Origin of the sequence: Acidaminococcus hominis, assembly GCF_900291475.1 — a bacterium.
Taxonomy (GTDB): Bacteria; Bacillota; Negativicutes; order Acidaminococcales; family Acidaminococcaceae; genus Acidaminococcus; species Acidaminococcus hominis.
Window position 1 is genome coordinate 102296 of the sequence record NZ_OLMM01000004.1, and the last position, 18188, is coordinate 120483.

16 protein-coding genes are annotated in these 18188 nt (G+C 57.9%); 3 read left to right on the forward strand and 13 right to left on the reverse strand.

Annotated features, from left to right (window positions below; translation table 11 throughout):
- Nucleotides 1-7: 7 nt before the first annotated feature.
- The 8 genes from pcrA to C7E10_RS03935 form a co-directional block, all read right to left on the reverse strand.
- Nucleotides 8-2263: a DNA helicase PcrA gene (gene pcrA / locus C7E10_RS03900; RefSeq protein ID WP_105326049.1), complete on the reverse strand. Its 2256-nt coding sequence runs from the start codon at nt 2261-2263 to the stop codon at nt 8-10.
- Between the two features lie 146 nt (nt 2264-2409).
- A complete protein-coding gene (locus C7E10_RS03905) occupies nt 2410-3255 on the reverse strand; it encodes a sugar phosphate isomerase/epimerase family protein (RefSeq protein WP_105326050.1) in 846 nt (281 codons plus the stop codon).
- A 190-nt stretch (nt 3256-3445) separates the two neighbouring features.
- Nucleotides 3446-4240, reverse strand: a complete 795-nt coding sequence (locus tag C7E10_RS03910) for an ABC transporter ATP-binding protein (protein WP_105326051.1) — start codon at nt 4238-4240, stop codon at nt 3446-3448.
- Nucleotides 4240-5124, reverse strand: a complete 885-nt coding sequence (locus C7E10_RS03915) for an ABC transporter permease (RefSeq protein ID WP_200820198.1) — start codon at nt 5122-5124, stop codon at nt 4240-4242. The genes C7E10_RS03910 and C7E10_RS03915 overlap by 1 nt, the downstream gene beginning before the upstream one ends.
- 3 nt (nt 5125-5127) lie before the next feature.
- Entirely contained in the window at nt 5128-6126 is a 999-nt protein-coding gene (locus C7E10_RS03920; RefSeq protein WP_105326052.1) for an ABC transporter substrate-binding protein, read from the reverse strand.
- Nucleotides 6127-6161: 35 nt separating this feature from the next.
- A complete protein-coding gene (locus tag C7E10_RS03925) occupies nt 6162-7151 on the reverse strand; it encodes an ABC transporter substrate-binding protein (protein WP_200820199.1) in 990 nt (329 codons plus the stop codon).
- 103 nt (nt 7152-7254) lie between these two features.
- Nucleotides 7255-8334 (reverse strand): FkbM family methyltransferase, encoded by a 1080-nt coding sequence (locus tag C7E10_RS03930; RefSeq protein ID WP_105326054.1) that lies wholly within the window; start codon nt 8332-8334, stop codon nt 7255-7257.
- Complete coding sequence (locus C7E10_RS03935) at nt 8327-9565, reverse strand: M48 family metallopeptidase (protein WP_231085931.1); 1239 nt, start codon at nt 9563-9565, stop codon at nt 8327-8329. The genes C7E10_RS03930 and C7E10_RS03935 overlap by 8 nt, the downstream gene beginning before the upstream one ends.
- A gap of 127 nt (nt 9566-9692) precedes the next feature.
- Between C7E10_RS03935 and thiW the strand changes: the two genes are divergently transcribed.
- The 3 genes from thiW (at nt 9693) to C7E10_RS03950 (ending at nt 13695) form a co-directional block, all read left to right on the forward strand.
- Entirely contained in the window at nt 9693-10190 is a 498-nt protein-coding gene (gene thiW / locus C7E10_RS03940; protein WP_105326056.1) for an energy coupling factor transporter S component ThiW, read from the forward strand.
- Nucleotides 10191-10279: 89 nt separating this feature from the next.
- On the forward strand, nt 10280-11419 hold the full coding sequence (locus C7E10_RS03945; protein ID WP_105326057.1) for an exonuclease SbcCD subunit D: 1140 nt from the start codon (nt 10280-10282) through the stop codon (nt 11417-11419).
- The gene (locus tag C7E10_RS03950; protein ID WP_105326058.1) at nt 11419-13695 is read left to right on the forward strand and encodes an AAA family ATPase; all 2277 of its coding nucleotides are present in this window, start codon (nt 11419-11421) and stop codon (nt 13693-13695) included. Before C7E10_RS03945 ends, C7E10_RS03950 begins: the two co-directional genes overlap by 1 nt.
- Before the next feature lie 117 nt (nt 13696-13812).
- Here the strand turns inward: C7E10_RS03950 and tsaD are convergent, their stop codons facing one another.
- The 5 genes from tsaD to pckA all read right to left on the reverse strand — a co-directional run bounded on the left by tsaD (nt 13813) and on the right by pckA (nt 18082).
- Nucleotides 13813-14835 (reverse strand): tRNA (adenosine(37)-N6)-threonylcarbamoyltransferase complex transferase subunit TsaD, encoded by a 1023-nt coding sequence (gene tsaD, locus C7E10_RS03955; protein WP_105326059.1) that lies wholly within the window; start codon nt 14833-14835, stop codon nt 13813-13815.
- A gap of 8 nt (nt 14836-14843) precedes the next feature.
- Nucleotides 14844-15302: a ribosomal protein S18-alanine N-acetyltransferase gene (rimI, locus tag C7E10_RS03960; protein WP_105326060.1), complete on the reverse strand. Its 459-nt coding sequence runs from the start codon at nt 15300-15302 to the stop codon at nt 14844-14846.
- Complete coding sequence (gene tsaB / locus C7E10_RS03965; protein ID WP_105326061.1) at nt 15275-15970, reverse strand: tRNA (adenosine(37)-N6)-threonylcarbamoyltransferase complex dimerization subunit type 1 TsaB; 696 nt, start codon at nt 15968-15970, stop codon at nt 15275-15277. Before tsaB ends, rimI begins: the two co-directional genes overlap by 28 nt.
- Nucleotides 15964-16428: a tRNA (adenosine(37)-N6)-threonylcarbamoyltransferase complex ATPase subunit type 1 TsaE gene (gene tsaE / locus C7E10_RS03970; protein ID WP_105326062.1), complete on the reverse strand. Its 465-nt coding sequence runs from the start codon at nt 16426-16428 to the stop codon at nt 15964-15966. Before tsaE ends, tsaB begins: the two co-directional genes overlap by 7 nt.
- A 91-nt stretch (nt 16429-16519) precedes the next feature.
- On the reverse strand, nt 16520-18082 hold the full coding sequence (gene pckA / locus C7E10_RS03975; RefSeq protein ID WP_105326063.1) for a phosphoenolpyruvate carboxykinase (ATP): 1563 nt from the start codon (nt 18080-18082) through the stop codon (nt 16520-16522).
- Nucleotides 18083-18188: the final 106 nt, after the last annotated feature.

Below are 18188 nucleotides of genomic sequence, written 5' to 3' on the forward strand. Positions count from 1 at the left end.
AACCAGCCTAGATTTTTTCCAGGATTCGATATTTGGTAGCCAGGGTCTTTACCCCAGCCCCAGGAAACGCCACCTTGACCACCTGGCCGCCTGCATCGGGAACGGCTGAAATCACGGTGCCGGTGCCAAACTTCTTATGCCGGGCCTTGTCCCCGGGAGCAAAGGTGGGTACGGCCCCGCCTTCCGGTACAAAGCCGCCGTGACCTGCCGGGGTCTGGAGCACGCTGCCGGTCCGGTGCCGGGCAATGCCCCTGAGGCCCGAACTGGTGCCGGGGGCAGCAGGACTGCTGCTGTGGTAGGTATGGGGGAAGTAGGCCTGCGGCCGCGCCTTGACGTTCTCCAAAAGGTTCCGGGGAATCTCCTGGAGGAACCGGGAGGGCGGGTACATGACAATCCGGCCGTACACCATCCGGCTCCGGCAGCTGGAAAGGAACAGCTGCTTTTTGGCCCGGGTGATGCCCACATAACACAGCCGCCGTTCTTCTTCCAGCTTGTCCTCGTCTTCCAAGGACCGCTGGCTGGGGAACAGGCCGTCTTCCATACCGCCAATGAACACCACGGGAAATTCCAGGCCCTTGGCCGCATGAAGGGTCATCAGGGTCACAGAATCCTGGGTCAGCTTGGCATCGTCAATGTCCGACACCAGGGCCACATGGTTCAGGAAGTCTTCCAGGGTCTTGTTTTCTTCTTCGTCCCCGTCCTTGGTAAATTCGTCGGCAATCCGGACAAATTCGCTGAGGTTTTCCAGCCGGCTCTTGGCCTGGTCGGAATTTTCCTTCCGGAGGGCTTCCAGATAGCCGCTTTTTTCCAGCAGCTGGGTAATCAGTTCTTTCAGGGGCACCTGGTCCCGGATGGTGGCCAGGTCGTCCATCATGTCACTGAAGGCCTGGATTTTCCCGCAGGAACGGCCCAGGGTGGTCTGGACCTCCGGAATCTTCAGCAGGTCCGGCAGGGGCATTCCAGAGGCGGTCAAAAGCCCCTGAAGCTTGGTCACGCTAGCGGCCCCAATGCCCCGTTTGGGTTCGTTGATGACCCGGGCCAGGGCCTGAAGGTCCCGGCGGTTGCCCAAAAGGCGCAGGTAGGCCAGGGTATCCTTGACCTCTTTCCGGTCGTAGAACTTTAAGCTCCCTACCATCACGTAGGGAATCCCCACGTGGATCAGATTTTCTTCGAACATCCGGGACTGTACGTTGGTCCGGTACAAAATGGCCATATTCCCCAGCTTGACCCCTTCTTTTTGGAGCCGCTGGATCTGGCCCACCACAAACTGGGCTTCTTCCCGGTCGTCCCGGGCTTCGTAGTAGGCAATGGGGCTGCCGTTGCCGTTGGCCGTCCACAGGTTCTTGGGCCGCCGGGCGGAGTTGTTTTTGATGACCCCGTTGGCTGCGTCCAAAATCACCTGGGTGGAACGGTAGTTCTGTTCCAATTTATACACCTGGGCCTTGGGATAATCCTTTTCAAAGTCCAGGATGTTGGCGATATCCGCACCCCGCCAGCCGTAGATGCTCTGGTCAATATCCCCCACGGCGCACAGGTTGTTTTCCGGGGCACTGAGGAGTTTGGCCAACAGGTACTGGACATGGTTGGTGTCCTGATATTCGTCGATCAGCACATAATGGAATTTCTGCTGGTATTTCTGGCGGACTTCCGGGTTGTTCTGGAGCAGGTCCACGGCCAGCAGCAGCAGGTCGTCAAAATCCACAGCGTTGCTCTGCTTCATGCGCTGCATATACAGCCGGTAGATTTCTGCCAGCTTTTTCTGGTGGTAATCCTGGGCAGTGCGTTCCACCTGGTCCGGTCCCATATGGGCGTTTTTGGCGTTGGAAATGGCCGAAAGCACCGCCGGCAGGGGGTAGAACTTTTCGTCCAGGTTCATGGCCTTCAGGACTTCCTTCAGCACGTTCTTGCAGTCCGTGGTGTCATAGATGGAAAAGTCCGAGGTATAGCTGCCTCCGGGCAGGTGCTGGATGTCCCGGCGCAGCAGCTGGTTGCAGAAGCCGTGGAAGGTGTACAGCCACACGTCCTTGGCGGCTGGTCCCACCAGGGCATCCACCCGCTGCCGCATTTCCTTGGCGGCCTTGTTGGTAAAGGTAATGGCCAGGATGCTGTAGGGTTTGACGCCTTTTTCCAGCAAATAGGCAATTTTCGTGGTAAGTACTTTGGTTTTGCCGCTGCCTGCACCGGCGAGTATCAAAATGGGGCCGTTGGTTTGCTCTACGGCCTTGGCTTGTTGTTCGTTAAGGGATGCTAAAAGCTCTGTCATAATTTCCTCGATTCTTCTAGATAGTCCATTTTATTCTATCAGATTTGCAGGCAATTTACCATAAAGCCGGCCCTTCCGGGGCGGCCCTGATTTTGGCCAAAAAGTGTATTTTCGTAGGTTTCTGGTGCCTTTAGGCAGCTGCGGACCTATTTCTCCAGCAGCTGGGGCCAGGCTTGTTCCAGTACCTTCCGGGTGCAGGCATAGGTGTACTGGGCGGCGGCAGGAACCCCTTCCTGCAAAAGGGCATCGCTGATGACCTCCACCCCCAGCACCGCAGGCTGAACGCCCTTCGCCCGAAACATTTGCACAAAGTCCGCGGTCCGGCCGCAGCCGGTGCCGGGGGCCAGCCGGTCGTGCATGGATTCGTCCCGGAGGACGCTAGAGGCATAGGGCCGGGGCAGCACGTCGTCAATTTGCAGGGAGACAATACGGTCTGCCGGAATCTCCTCCAGCAGCCTGCCGTCCAGGGGCTGCTGGGCCCTGACCCAATGCCACAGATCCAGCAGCAGACCGGCGTTGCTGCAGCCGCTGGCCTGGACAATTTCCCAGGCAGCCGCCAGCGTGGGCACCCCGCTGTAGGGCATGGGCTCCAGGGCAATAAGGCGCTTGCCGGCCCGACGGCAGAGTTCTTTCAGTTTCTGGGCGGTATGGTCCAGGGGATAGGTCTCCAGCAGGCCGCAATTGATGTGCTGAACGCCAAACAGGTCGCACATATGGAAACATACCTGTTCCTTGTATTTCTGCTCGTAGGAGCGATTTTCATCGGCCCACTGGGTAATGTATTCCACCTCAGTGACCCGCATATCGTATTGGTCCAGGATGGTCAGCAGGTCCTGGTCCTGGAGCCCCTCGGCCAGGGCGTCGGCGTAGGTTTCGGCCCGCAGGCCAAGCCCTTCGTAGCCAGCGGCTTTGGCGGCGCTGACCCGTTCCTGAAAGCTGCATTTGTCTCCCAGAGTCCAGGAGCTGATGGTAATCGGACAGGTTTTCGACATGGCAAATTCCTCCTTTGCACCGTGCTGCAGGCAGCAGGTTTTGCTTTCTATTTCTAACTGTAACGGTATTTACAATTTTATAGGTCTCTTTTCTTCCCTACGCCATTTATTATACGCTGTTTTCCCGGACTGTTTGCAAAAAAATACTGCACGGCTTCTCCCTTGAGAAACGGTGCAGTATTTGCTTGGGTTAACCCAACATCATCCGGTCATTATCCAGTTCGGTGCCGGCGGCCTTTTCAAACAGGGCCAGCAGGTCCGGAATGGTCAGCTTGGATTTTTCTTCAGCGCCGATATCCACCACAATGTGGCCGGCGTTCATCATGATCAGGCGGTTGCCAAACCGCAGGGCATCCTTCATGTTGTGGGTAATCATCAGGGAGGTCAGGTGGTCCCGAGCAATCACCTTGTCGGTGAGCTGGAGCACTTTTTCTGCGGTTTTGGGGTCCAGGGCTGCGGTGTGCTCGTCCAGGAGCAGAATCCGGGGCTTGTTCATGGCTGCCATAAGCAGGGTCAGGGCCTGGCGCTGGCCGCCGGAAAGCAGGCCCACCCGGCTGGTCAGCCGGTTTTCCAGCCCCAGGTCCAGTTCCTTCAGCAGGGTTCTGAAGCGTTCCCGGTCGGAGTCCTTCAGGGCCCAGGCAAGGCCAGGGGTCTTGCCCCGTCTGGAGGCAATGGCCAGGTTTTCTTCAATCATCATACCGGCGGCAGTACCCATCATGGGGTCCTGGAACACCCGGCCGATATAGCGGGCCCGTTTGTGTTCCGGGGTCTTGGTAACGTCCACGCCGTCAATGAGGATTTCTCCGGTATCCACCGGGAAGACGCCGGCAATGGAGTTCAGCAGCGTGGATTTGCCGGCCCCGTTGCCCCCGATGATGGTGATAAAGTCACCGGGTTCCATATGGAGGTTCACATCGTACAGGGCCCGTTTTTCGTTGACCGTGCCCGGGAAAAATGTCTTGGATAAGTGTTTGATATCAAGCATTATTGGCCCACCTTTCTTCCCAGCAGTTTACCCTTGAACATGGGCAGGGAGAGTGCCAGGGCTACCAACACTGCCGTAAACAGCTTCAGGTCGTTGGGGGGCATGCCCAGCTGGAGCACAAGGGCGATAACCAGCCGGTACACAATGGAGCCCAGGATAACGGAAATCAGGGAGTTCTTGAAGCTCCGGGTCCCAAAGAGGACTTCGCCGATAATCACGGAGGCCAGGCCGATAACGATGGTGCCCACCCCCATGCCCACGTCGGCAAACCCGTTGCTTTGGGCTACCAGGGAGCCGGCTACAGCTACCAGGGCGTTACTGAGAAGCAGGCCCAGGTTCAGCATCAGGTCGGTGTCCACGCCCTGGGCCCGGATCATCTGGGGATTGAAGCCGGTAGCCCGGATGGCAGCACCGATTTCCGTTCCAAAGAACCAGTAGATCAGCACGGAGAAGAACAGGCAGATGATAAAGCCCATAATGAGAATGGCGTTGGAATACGAGCTGCCCAAAAGGTCCTGGACCACGGAAAAAGCAGTGTCCTGTCCCAAAAGGGAAACGTTGGCCTTGCCCATAACCCTCAGGTTCACGGAGTACAGGGCAATCATGGTGAGAATCCCGGCCAAGAGCGCCGGAATCTTCAGTTTGGTGTGCAGAAAGCCGGTGATCAGGCCGGCCAGGCCGCCGGCTAAGGCAGCGGCAAAGATGGCCAAAATGGGGTTCGTGCCCTTCACCATCAGGGTAACGGCAACTGCCGCCCCCAGGGGAAAGGACCCTTCCACGGTCATGTCGGCCACGTCCAGTACCCGGAAGGTAATATAGACACCCAGGGCTAAAAGGGACCACAACAGGCCCTGGGCAATCGTTGGCAATAAGATATCAATCATGGATTATTTAGCTCCTTCGGCTTCCTTTTTGATGGCATCAGGAATGGTCAGTCCTAATTTTTTCACTTGGGCATCGTTGATCAGCACCGTAAAGGTCTGCTGGCTCTGGATGGCCATATTTTCCGGTTTGGATTCCCCTTTGAGAATGGCCGCAGCCATTTCCCCGGTCTGGTAACCCAGTTTGTAGTAGTCAATGCCCAGGGTGGCTACGCCGCCGGCCTTGGTCATGCCGCCTTCCCCGCAGAATACGGGAATCTTGGCTTCGTCGGTGATTTTCACCAGGTTGGCCATGGCGGAGGCCAGCACGTTGTCCGTAGGCACGTAAATGGCGTCCACTTTTCCCACCAGGCTTTGGGCGGCCTGCTGAATGTCATTGACGTTGGAAACGGTGGCTTCCACGGTCTTCAGCCCTCTGGCGGCAGCAGCCTTTTTGGCCAGGTCCACCTGAATCTGGGAATTGACTTCACTGGAGCTGTAGATAAAGCCCAGGGTCTTGGCTTTGGGCATAATCTGTACCAACAGGTCAATCTGGGCTTCCACCGGGTTCATGTCGGTGGTGCCGGTTACGTTGGTGCCGGGTTTGCTGGGGTCCTGCACCAGCTTGGCGGCTTTATAGTCGGTAATGGCGGTGCCCACAATGGGAATGGTCTTGGTGGCATTGGCCATGGTCTGGGCAGCCGGGGTGGCAATGGCACAGACCAGATCATCTTTGTTGGCCACAAAGCGCTGGGCAATGGTCTGAAGGTTGGATTGGTCCCCTTGGGCGTTCTGGCGGTCGAACTTCACGTTCTTGCCTTCCGCAAAGCCTTTGGCGGCCAGGCCGTCCACAAACCCTTTATTGGCGGCGTCCAGGGCGGGGTGTTCCACCAGCTGGAGGATGCCTACGTTATAGACCTTGTCCTTCTGATTTTTGGAGGCAGTATCGCTGCCGCCGCAGCCGGCCGCACCAATGGCCAGGGCTGCCAAAAGGGCTGCAATCCAGAGTTTTCCGCGTGTGTTCATAATAACCCTCCTTTGTCAAACAACTGCTGTGAAGCTTATTTTACGATTTCTGCATTTTTCAGCAAGTCTTCCGGGAAGGTAATTCCCAGAATTTTGGCTTCGGTTTCGTTGACAGTGACCTTCATGTCCTGCTGCTTTTCGATGGGCATGGTCTGGGGCTTGGCCTCGCCTTTCAGGATTTTGGCGGCCATGAGTCCGGTCTGGTAGCCCAGCTTGTAGTAATCAATGCCGATGGTGGCCAGGGCTCCATGCTTCACCACTTCCCCTTCCCCGCAGATGACGGGAATCTTGGCCGGGTTGGTGATTTTGGCCAGGACGGGCATGGCGGAGGCAATGACGTTATCCGTGGGCACGTAGATGGCGTCTACATTGCCCACCAGGCTTTGGGCGGCCTGCTGGATATCGTTGACGGTAGTAATAGTGGCTTCCCGCACGTTAAGGTTCTTGGCGGCGGCCAGGCGTTTCAGTTCTTCTGCCTGGAGCTGGGAGTTGATTTCACTGGAGTTATAGATAACGCCAATGGTTTTGGTCTGGGGTACCAGGCGCAGCAGCAGGTCCAGCTGCTTGTCGATGGGGTTCATATCGGTGGTGCCGGTCACATTGGTACCAGGCTTTTCCGGGTTCTTCACCAGTTTGGCCGACTTGTAATCGGTAATGGCGGTGCCCACAATGGGAATGTCCCGGGTGGCGTTGGCCACGGTTTGGGCGGCGGGTGTGGCGATGGCGCAAATCAGGTCCATATGGCCGTTCACAAACCGCTGGGCAATGGTCTGGAGGTTGGATTGGTCCGCCTGGGCGTTCTGCTTATCCAGCTTCAGATTTTCTCCTTCTTTGTACCCGCCGGCTGCCAGTCCGTCCACAAAGCCCTTATTGGCTGCGTCCAGGGCGGAATGTTCCACCAGCTGTACAATTCCTACTTTGGCTTCTTTCTTTTCCTTACTGCCGGAACTCTGCTCCCCGCACCCGGCGGTGACCCCTAGGGCCAACACCAGAAGGGCCAGGAGTCCCTTTTTCCAGTACTGCATCTCTACCATCCTTCTTTCCTGCGTCCGTTTGTCTGGAGTGTACGCAATCTGATTTTCTTATCATTCTAGCATATTTACCTTACAAGGGCAAAAAAATGTCAAATTATTTTGTCACAAAAAAGTTGATTTCCCAGCAGGGCACATAGGGGTGGCGGCGCAGGTAGATTTTGTACTCCGGCACCAGTTCCCACAGCTTCAGCGGCAGGGCAAACAGGTCCATTTCGTAGTGGTAGCCTGCCAGAAGCAGCTTGAACTGGCAGCGGGCGATGGTCTCAGCGCCGCCCTCCAGGGCTTCCTTTTCGGCCCCTTCCACGTCCATTTTGATGTAGGTAATGGGCTTGCCGTCACTGATGGCGTCAATGGTGGTCAGGGGCACTTCGTCCGTACCGTAGGACACCAGGGCGGACATACGGCCCCCCTTGGCCTGGAAGGAATGTTCCCCTTCCCTGCGCCAGATGCCCTTTTGGAACAGGGAGCAGTTCCGCAGCTGCTCTTCTTCCACATAGTGCCGGAGCTTGCGGAAATTCTTGGGATCCGGTTCCACGGCGTAGATATGCTGGTAGTGGTGGTTGGTCAGTTCCAGGAATTCGGTGAGAGTATCCCCGTTGTAGGCGCCCAGGTCCAGGTAGCTTTCCTCAGGCCCCAGGGGCAGCAGGGTGGTCAGGTCCTCCCGGCGCTGGGTAACATTTTGCAAATATTTCAGGCTGCCGGTCAGCTTGTAGCGGAGAATGTCCTGAAACACCTGCCGGCTCAGGTCGTCGGCCAGGTTTTCGTAGACGGCGGCAAGCTCCCGATGGTACAGGTGGATCCACTGCTCGTCCACTAGCTGAACCTCGTCCAAGAGAGGCAGATGGGGCGCATAGGTTTCGTGGAGCTGGGCCAGGTGGAAAAACCGCTCCAGAATCTCCGGGCGCTCGCTGGCAAAAGCGATGAGAATAATAAAATCTCCCAATTCTTTTTGGATTTCCGCATATTTTTTTACGGTAAAGCCCCGGAACTCCTGGCCCCGGACAAATTCGTCGCTGGCAAAAATGCCGGCCACGGGAATGGAAAGTTCCTGGCACAGGTCCAGGATCTGGTCTGCGCCGTTGCCCATGCCATAGAGGACGATGGGTTTGGTGGTTTGGGTTAAATGGGCCCACAACAGGGGCTCCTGGGCAATCGATTCGAGTACGTCAAGCATGCTGGAGTTCCTTTCCGGCTGCCAGGGCCGGGGCAAAGGCCCGGGGCATCAGGCTGGCAGCAGATTTTTTCGTAGTGGTTTGGCTGGGTGCAGGGGCAGCCGTCCGGGTCACGCTTTGGCCTGCGGCCGGGGTCTGGTCAGCTGCGGCAGAAGCAGCAGCCCCAGCAGGGGCAGTACCCTTTACCGCCCGGGCCCAGTCCTGGAGCTTTCCGGCAATCTGCCGGGCCAGTTCCCCAGGCCGGCCATCCTGCTGGTTATCCTGGGGATACACCCGGAGGATGCGGATATCTTCATAATACACATCGGACCAGTTGTCCCCGTCCATGGTGAGAAAATGGGACTCATCAAGGCCCCGCTTCTGGGACAGGTACAGGGCTCCGGCCATCAGATAGACCCGGTAGGCCGGCTTGTCGTAGCCGGCAGTTTCTGTAATGGTATAGGACCAGCCGTTTTGGCTGACGGTGGCAGAGCCCTCGGCATTAACCGTTACCGCAGCCCCAATGTGCAGAGGTTTTACCCACTGGAGGGCTTTGGCCATCCGGACTTCCGGTTCCGGGTGGGAGGAGAACAGGCCGTAGCCCGGATTCCCCATTTCCTTGGACATATCGTCCAGCTTGGCCATGGTTACGTAAATGCCGTAGGGATTATAGCCGGCCTCGTTGCACATCCGAAAACCTTCCTGGTCCGCTTCCCGCTCGTCCGCCCGGCTGTAGCCGGCCATCAGGGCCTGGGAAGCCGTGGTGGCCAGGGCAATGCCCGCCCCCGGATCCCCGGCGGCAGCCCCGGCCAAAATGGACAGGAAGGACAGGGCCATCTGCTTTTCCAGCTGGTGGACCGTATGGCGCTTTTCCACGTGGCCAATTTCGTGGCCAATCACCGCAGCCAGCTCATCATCGCTGGTCATAAAATCCAAAAGGCCCTTGTACACGTAGATAAAGCCCCCAGGGCAGGACAGGGCGTTGACGTCCTGGGTATTTAATACCTTAAAGGTATAGGTCAGATTCTTCCGGTCGCTGTACTTTACCAGGCTCTGGCCAATGCGGTCCACCCGGGCCTGGACCTCGTCGTTCTGGTACAGCCCATACTGGGCCTCCTGCTGCTGGGCCACCTTCTGGCCCATTTCAATTTCCTGCTTTTCGCTGATCATGGCTGCCTGGGCCTTGGGCAGGGGCAGCAGACAGAACAGGCAGAAAAAACACAGCATATAAAAAAGTTTCTTCAATAAAATCACCTCGCAGGTCTAAAAACAGACTATGGAGTCATTATACACTATTTCCCGGGATAATTCATTTTCTAACGGCCCGTATCGTGCTATAGTATAAGGTATCAACTGTATTGCAAGGAGGAATTCTGAAATCATGCAGACTTACCGTTTAACCCTTTCGGCGCTTCTGGTGGCCATTGGTACCCTGACCGCCAACCTGCTGTATATCCCGGTGGGGATTTCCAAATGCTTCCCCATGCAGCACTGCATCAACGTGCTGTGCGCCGTGCTTTTGGGCCCGTCCTATGCGGCCGCCATCAGCTTTCTCATTGCCCTGCTGCGGAACCTGGCAGGTCTGGGTTCTCCCCTGGCCTTCCCCGGCAGCATGATTGGCGCCATCTGCGCAGCGCTGGTGTACAAGCGCTTCCACACCATTCCCGCCGCCATGGCTGGAGAAATCTTCGGTACCGGCATTCTGGGCGGCTACGTGGCCTACCTGGTAGCCACCTACCTATTGGGCAAAGCCACCCTGGCGTTCTTCTTTATTCCGCCCTTCCTGATCAGCACCACCGGCGGCAGCATCATTGCCGGCCTGCTGCTCAAGAGCGGCGTGCTGAACCCGGTAAAGAACCGACTGGCCCAAAGCCACTAAGCCCCTGCACCCCAGCCTGCTTTCCAGCAATTTCTCCTCTCCTATAGCACACCCATACCTTTACCAGAAAGTAGAAAGGATTCCCTGCCATGCGTATTTTACACACTTCGGACTGGCATTTGGGACGGATTTTTCACGGACTGCATCTTCTGGACGACCAGGCCCTGGCCCTAGAGCAGGTCATGGCCGCCGCCCGGGAGTACCGTGTGGACCTGATTCTCATTGCCGGCGACATTTACGACCGGTCCGTGCCTCCCACGGAGGCCGTCAATTTGCTGGACGAAACCCTGCAGCAAATGGTCCTGCAATTAAAAATTCCTGTGGTGCTGATTTCCGGCAACCACGATAACCCTGACCGGCTGAACTTCGGTCAGGCTCTTTTTGCGTCTTCCGGGCTGTACGTGTACGGCCAGGTTACCCGGGACGCCAAACCCCTGGTGCTCCAGGACGCCTTTGGGGACGTGTATATCTGTCCCCTGCCCTACTGCGAACCTCTGACGGCCACGGAGCTCAGCGGGGAAAAGCAGCATACCCATGAGGAGGCGCTGAAATGGCAGGTGGCCCAGATGCTGGCGCAGATTCCTGCGGGTGCCCGGAAAGTGGCCCTCGCCCACGTGTTTCTCACGGGAGCCCAGACCACCCCGGACAGCGAGCGGCCCCTGGCAGCCGGCGGCGCCACCACGGTGTCCATTGACTGCTTCAAGGACTTTGCCTACACGGCCCTGGGCCATCTCCACGCAGCCCAGGCTAACAGCTACAACGTCCGGTACTCCGGCTCCCTGCTGAAATATTCCTTTGCGGAAGCTTCCCAGAAAAAAGGCCTGCAAATTGTGGATCTGAAGGAAGACGGCGCGGTGGAGGTGGAAACCGTATATCTCACGGCTCCCCACGAGCTGGCGGTGCTAAAGGGGGAATTCCAGGACCTATTGGAAAATCCCCGGTTGGAAGCGGCCCAGGACTACCTGCAGGTGGTGCTGACGGATCAGGCACCCATTTTGGACGCCAAGCACCGGCTGGAAACGGTGTACCCCAACATTCTCCAGCTGGGCTACGAACGGCTCCAGCCCCGGGAAGAAGCCCAGGAAACCCGGCAGCGGAAAGGGCTTACCACCGAGGACCTGTTTGGGGCCTTTTTCCGGGAAACGGAGGGCACCGACCTGACGGACCAGGAAAAAGAGCTGCTGCACCAGGTGCTCAATGAACTGGCAGCAGAAGGGAGGAACGCCTGATGCGCCCATTGCAATTGGAAATGACCGCTTTTGGTCCCTACGCCCAAAAGGAAGTCATCGATTTTACGAAATTGGGGGACAAACGCTTTTTCCTGATTACCGGTCCCACCGGCAGCGGAAAGACTACGATTTTGGACGCCATTACCTTTGCCCTGTACGGCACCCCCAGCGGGGACCTGCGGGACAACCGCTCCCTGCGCAGCGACTACGCCACCCCGGACCACAAGACGGAGGTGCTGTTCACCTTCAGCAACCAGGACAAGGTGTACGAGGTCACCCGTACCCCGGAGCAGGAACTGACCAAGCAGCGGGGAGAAGGCACCCGGACGGTGCCAGCAGGAGCGTCGCTGGTGGAAATCCGGCCGGACGGGGAACGGAACATCCTGGGCAAGACCAACAATGCGGTAACCCAGGCCATTGAGGGCATTTTGGGCTTTCAGGCCCGGCAGTTCCGCCAGCTGATGGTGCTGCCCCAGGGGGAATTCCGCCGCTTTCTGGTAGCAGATTCCAAGGAACGGAAAAAGATTCTGGAAACCCTGTTCAAGACCGAACAGTACAGCCAGATTGAAGACCGGCTGGATGCCAAGGCCAAGGCCCTGGAGCAGAAGTACCAGCAGGCCGTCCAGCATTACAAGGCGCTTTTGGAGGCAGCCGGGGCGGAAAGTCCCGAGGCTCTAAAGGAGCAGCTGGTCCAGGAGGAAGCCCAGGAAAAGGCTCTGGAAGCCCAGCGCAAAAGTTCCCAGGAAGCCTACCAAAAGGCCCAGGAGGCTTTCCAGAATGCCCAGCAGACCAGCCATTTGTTCAAACGCCTGGACCAATGCAAACAGCAGCAAAAACAGCTGACGGCCCAGGAACCGGCCCTTGCGGAGCTCCGGCAGAAACTGGTGCTGTTAGATGAGGCCCAAAAGCTCCACCCCTTCTACGAAAATGCCCTGAAGGCCACCCAGGAAAAGAAAAAGGCAGACTACAATGCGGACCAAGCCCAGGCCAACTGGACGGCGGCCCAAAAAGAGCTGACCGCCTGCCTTGCCAAGGCCAACCAGACCAACAAGGACGCTCTCCAGGAACAGGCCAACCAGTGCCGGGAGGAAATGACCCGGATGGCAGTGGTCTCCGGGGAAACGGTGCGGCTGGCCCAGCAGCTGGTGGACGGAAAGCCCTGCCCGGTGTGCGGGGCGCTGGAACACCCCAGTCCGGCCAACGAAACCCAAAAGGACCGGCAGGCCCTGAAAGCCAAAATCCAGGCCATGGAGAACCGGCTGAAGGAGCTGGACCGGCTCCAGCGGGAACTGGACCGGGCCCAGGCCCAGGTAAACCAGGCGGAAGGCTCCTGCAAGGCTTCCCAGCAGCACGCCCAGGAGGCGGAAAAACTGTTCGAGGCAGAACGGGAAGCGTTCCGCGCCGCCCTGGAGGCCTCCTCCTTTGCCGACCAGCACGCCTTTTTGGCCGCCCACAGCCAGCTGGAACACAAGGCGGACTGGCAGGCCCAGCTGGACCGGTACCGGGAGCAGAAGGCCCGGCTGGAAGGAGAACGGGAAAGTCTGGAAAAACAGCTTGAGGGCAAGACCCTGCCGGAGCTGCCGCCCCTGGAGGAAGCCGTGCACCAGGCCCGGCAGGCCTGGAACAGCGCAGCCACCCAGGCAGGCGCCCTTCAGGCCAGTCTCAAGCGGGAGCGGCAAACCCTGGCTGCCCTGGAAAAGACCCGGGAGGAAGGGAAAAAGATTCACGAGGCCTACCGGCCCATCGGCCATCTGGCCCAGGCTGCCCGGGGCAACAACGCCCGGAAGCTGACCTTCTCCTCCTTTGTGCTTCAGGCAGTGCTGGACGATGTGCTGGAAACGGCCAACCTGCGGCTGTCCAAAATCAGCCAGGGCCGGTACACCCTGTACCGGAGCCAGGAGATTGTGGACGCCCGGAAGGAACAGGGGCTGGGGCTGGAAATTATGGACGCCTTCACCGGCCAGGCCCGGGCGGTAACCACCCTGTCCGGGGGCGAGATTTTCTTCACCTCTCTTTCCCTGGCCCTGGGGCTGTCCGATGTGCTGGAAGCCTACGCCGGGGGCCTGCACCTGGACACCATTTTGGTGGACGAGGGCTTTGGTTCCCTGGACCCGGAAACCCTGGACGGGGCCATCACCTCCCTGTTGGAACTCCAGAAGGGAGGCCGGCTGGTGGGCATTATCTCCCACGTGGCAGAGCTGAAGGAACGGATCAGCGCCCAGCTGGAAATCATTCCCACGGGCCAGGGCAGCCGGACAGAATTCCACGTGAGCTAGGCGCAGAAAAGCGCCCTGGCTGGATAACTCCAGGACGCTTTTGCTTAATTCTTATAAAAAACGGAGCAGTACAAAAATGCCATGCACTTTTGTACTGCTCCATTTGCTTTTTTAGGTTTATTTCTCCCCCAGCTTCAGGGAAGGGTCGGCATTCAGGTTCAAAGCCGCAAAGTCGTGATGCTTGTACTGATAGTACCCGCGCACGGCTACCATGACGGCGTTGTCCGTGCAGAGAATGGGCGTGGGATGCACCAGTTCGGCGCCCACGGCCTTGGCACCCGCTGCCAGGGCTTCCTGGAGGTGCTTATTGGCGGATACGCCGCCGGCCAGGACAATCTTTTTGAGGCCGGTGCTCTTGAGGGCCTGCTGGCTCTTTTGGACCAATACGTCCACAATGGCCTGCTGGAAGGAAGCGGCCACGTCGGCCTTGCTCCAGTCGCTGCCCCGCTGCTCCTCGCTATGGATGTGGTTGATGACAGCGGATTTCAGGCCGCTGAAGCTAAAGTCAAAGGTATTGGGCAGCAGAGGCCGGGGGAAATCAATGGCCTTAGGGTCCCCGCCCTGGGCCAGTTTCTCGATTTCCGGGCCGCCGGGATAGGGCAGCCCCATGAACCGGGCAATTTTGTCGAAGGCTTCCCCTGCCGCATCGTCCCGGGTTTGGCCCAGCAGCCGGAAAGTCATTTCGTCTTCCACTACCAAAAGGGAGGTGTGGCCACCGCTGACCACCAGGGCCAAAAAGGGCGGCTTCAGGTCCGGGTCCGCCAAAAAGTTGGCGAAAACGTGGCCTTCCAGATGGTTCACCCCGATGAGGGGCTTGCCGGTGCCCAGGGCCAGTCCCTTGGCGGCAGAAAGCCCTACCAGAAGGGCTCCCACCAGCCCCGGCCCGTAGGTGACGGCAATGGCGTCCACGTCCTTTAGGGTCAGGTGGGCGTCGCTTAGGGCCTTATCAATCACGGGCATTACGTGTTCAATATGTTTTCGGGATGCGATTTCCGGCACCACCCCGCCAAATTTCCGATGGACGGGGATTTGGGTGGAAACCACATTGGATAATACCGTGCGTCCGTTTTGGACCACGGAGGCAGCCGTTTCGTCGCAGCTGCTTTCTATGCCTAAAATGGTAATCGCTTTTTCTTCCATAATCTCCTCTATGCCAGGGTGCACGTCATCAAGATGGCGTCTTCCCCACTATCCGTATAATAACCGGCTCTCCGGCCGTTTTCGCTAAAGCCCCAGTGCGCATAGGTCTTGCGGGCAGGCAGGTTGTGCTCCCGGACTTCCAGGGTTACTTCCGTGGCCAAGAGCTCCCGGGCCCGGTCCAGCATTGCGCCTACCAAGGCATTGCCCCAGCCCTCTCCCCGGCGTCCCGTGTCCACCGCCAGGCGCATAATCTGGGCCTCTCCGGCCACCAGCCAAAAGCCTCCGTAGGCCACCGGGCTGCCTGTTTCATCAAGGAGCAGCAGGTAGTGGCTCAGGCGGCCGTTCAGCTCGTCCAGCCAGGTCTCCCGGCTCCAGGCTTCCGGAAAGGAGCCTGCGTCCACGGGCAGCAGCCAGTCCAGGTCCTGTTCCGTCAGGGCTCTTACGCCTTGGGATGTCGTTTTTCCCATAATTCTTCCGCCTCCGAGCGCCGGATATAAAAGGGATCCATGCCAAAATAGCTGTGGAGTTCTCCGGGCACGTACTGGGCTGCACCCAGAATGGCCACCGAGGACCCTCTGGGCAGCCGGGCACTGCTGGGGGCCAGGGAAACAAAGGGGCAATTGTCCAAAAGGGGAACCCGCTGGGTTTCTCCCATAAGAATGGCCGGCAGTTCCTGGGCATTGAGAAGCGCACCCACTTCCTTGCCCGGCACAATCTGCACCGGTTCCACTTCCACCATTTTACCCTCCTGCCACTGGTACCGCCCCAGGTACACATTCCCCTTTTGGGCGTCCAGTACCGGCGCCAGAAGGACCCCTTCCACCGGCAGATTATAGGCAATCACCTGCAGGGTATCAACGGCCACCAGGGGCAGGTTCAAACTGTAGGCCAGGGCTTCCGCCGTAGCCATGCCAATGCGCAGGCCCGTAAAGGAACCGGGACCCCGGCTTACGGCAATGAGCTCCAGTTCCTCTTTGGTCACCTGGGCCAGGGTGAGCAGCTGCTCCAGCTGGGGTACCAGACCCTCCGAATGGGTGAGCCCCACGTTGATGTCCACTGCTCCCAGAATTTTATCGTCTTTTGCCACCGCCACGGAGCAGACCCGGGTGGAGGTATCAATTCCTAATGTCAGCACAATTCTTCAACCTTTCTTGCCAAAGCTTCGTAATGTTCCCCATGGGGAATCAGCCGGGCTTCCCGTCCGTTGTCCTTCCGGAGCAGCTGGATTTCCAGATTTTCCGGGGGCATCTCTTCCGGGAACAGCTCGGCCCATTCGATGAAGGTCACCCCATCGTAACCGGCGTATTCGGAAAAGCCGATGTCTTCCAATTCTTCCTCCCGGTTGATCCGGTACAAATCGAAATGTTTTACGGACAGGTTCTTTCCCTTATAGATGTTCATCAGGGAAAAAGTGGGAGAGGTCACTTCGGCCGGATCCACCCCCAGGGCTTTGGCGGCTGCAATCACCAGACAGGTCTTGCCGGCTCCCAGGTCTCCATTGAGGAGTACCACGTCACCGTCCGTCAGCAGGCTGCCCAAATGGGTGCCCAGGGCTGCGGTTGCCGCCTCATCCGGGCAATACAGGGTTACCATGATTTTTCCCTCCTTCAGCACGGGCTGCGCCTAGCGCAGGTTCCCGTAAATACAAGAAAAGGGGCTGCAGTGCACAGCCCCTTGCGTCGTCTTATTTATCCAGAGTAGGACCAGCGGAAGCAATGTCTTCCGTTACCTCACCAGCAAATTTCTTGAAGTTTTCCTGGAACAGGCCGGCCAGTTTGGCACAGGTCTGATCGTAGGCTTCCTTGTCTTCCCAGGTGGACCGGGGATCCAGCACTTCGTCCGGCACGTTGGGGCAGGACTTGGGCACAGCCACGTTGAATAACGGCATGGTGGTCCAGCCTTCCTTGCCCAGTTCACCGTCCAGGGCTGCGTGGATCATGGCCCGGGTGTAGGCCAGTTTCATCCGGCTGCCAACCCCGTAGGGGCCGCCGGTCCAGCCGGTGTTCACCAGGTATACGTTGGTCTCATGCTTGGCAATCCGTTCCCCCAGAAGCTTGGCATAGGTCAGCGGAGGCAGGGGCAGGAACGGTGCGCCAAAGGCCGTGGAGAACGTGGCCTGGGGTTCCGTAATGCCCCGTTCGGTACCGGCAACCTTGCTGGTATAGCCCGTCAGGTAGTGGTACATGGCCTGCTCCTTGGTGAGCTTGGAGATGGGAGGCAGTACCCCGAAGGCATCAGCCGTCAGCAGGATGATGTTCTTGGGATGGGTGGCCATGCTGGGCAGCTTGGCGTTGGGAATATAGTTCAGGGGATAGGCTACCCGGGTGTTTTCCGTAATGGTCCGGTCGGAGAAGTCAGGAGCCCCGGTCTTGGAATCCACCACCACGTTTTCCATCACGGCGCCGAAACGCACGGCATGGAAAATCTCCGGCTGGCTGTCTTCGGTCAGGTCGATGCACTTGGCATAGCAGCCGCCTTCGATGTTGAATACCCCGTTATCTCCCCAGCCGTGTTCATCGTCACCAATCAGGGAACGTTTGGGGTCTGCGGACAGGGTGGTTTTCCCGGTGCCGGACAGGCCAAAGAACAGGGCTACGTCGCCCTTGGGGCCCTCATTGCAGGAGCAGTGCATGGTAAGAATGTTCTGCAGGGGCAGCAGGTAATTCATTACAGAGAAAATGGATTTCTTCAGTTCGCCGGCATAACGGCCGCCGCCGATGAGCACCACTTTCTTGTCGAAGTTCAGAATAATGAAGGTTTCAGAGTTGGTGTGGTCCAGTGCCGGTTCTGCTTCCACATCCGGCAGGGAGATGACGGTAAAGTCTTCCTGAACAGTGCTGGGTTCATTGGATTTAATGAACAGCTGGTTCACGAATACACTCTGCCAAGCCATCTGGTTGATGAACTTTACCCGAATCTGATACTTGGGATCGGCACCGGCCTTCACGTTGTTCACGTATACCCGGTGGGTCTTGATATAGGCTTCGCACTTGGCGTAAATCCGGTCAAAGGTTTCCTGGCTGCAGGGCTGGTTGTTGGTCCAGCTGACCACATCATGGGTCAGAGGTGTGTCCACAATGAACTTGTCCTTGGGAGAACGGCCGGTATGGGTACCGGTAGTTACCCGCAGCGCGCCCGTATCAGAAAAAGTACCTTCTCCGTTGCGAATGGCTTCTTCAATGAGCTCACGCACGCTTAAATCTCTGACTACTTCTTTTGCTTCCGCTAACAATCCCGTACTGATCATTTTTCGTTAACCTCTCCTATTTCCCCATGGGACCGCCAAAGTCCGCATATTTTGTATACCGTAAATTATATGACATTTTCCGTTATCTGACAATAAGCCAACTGAA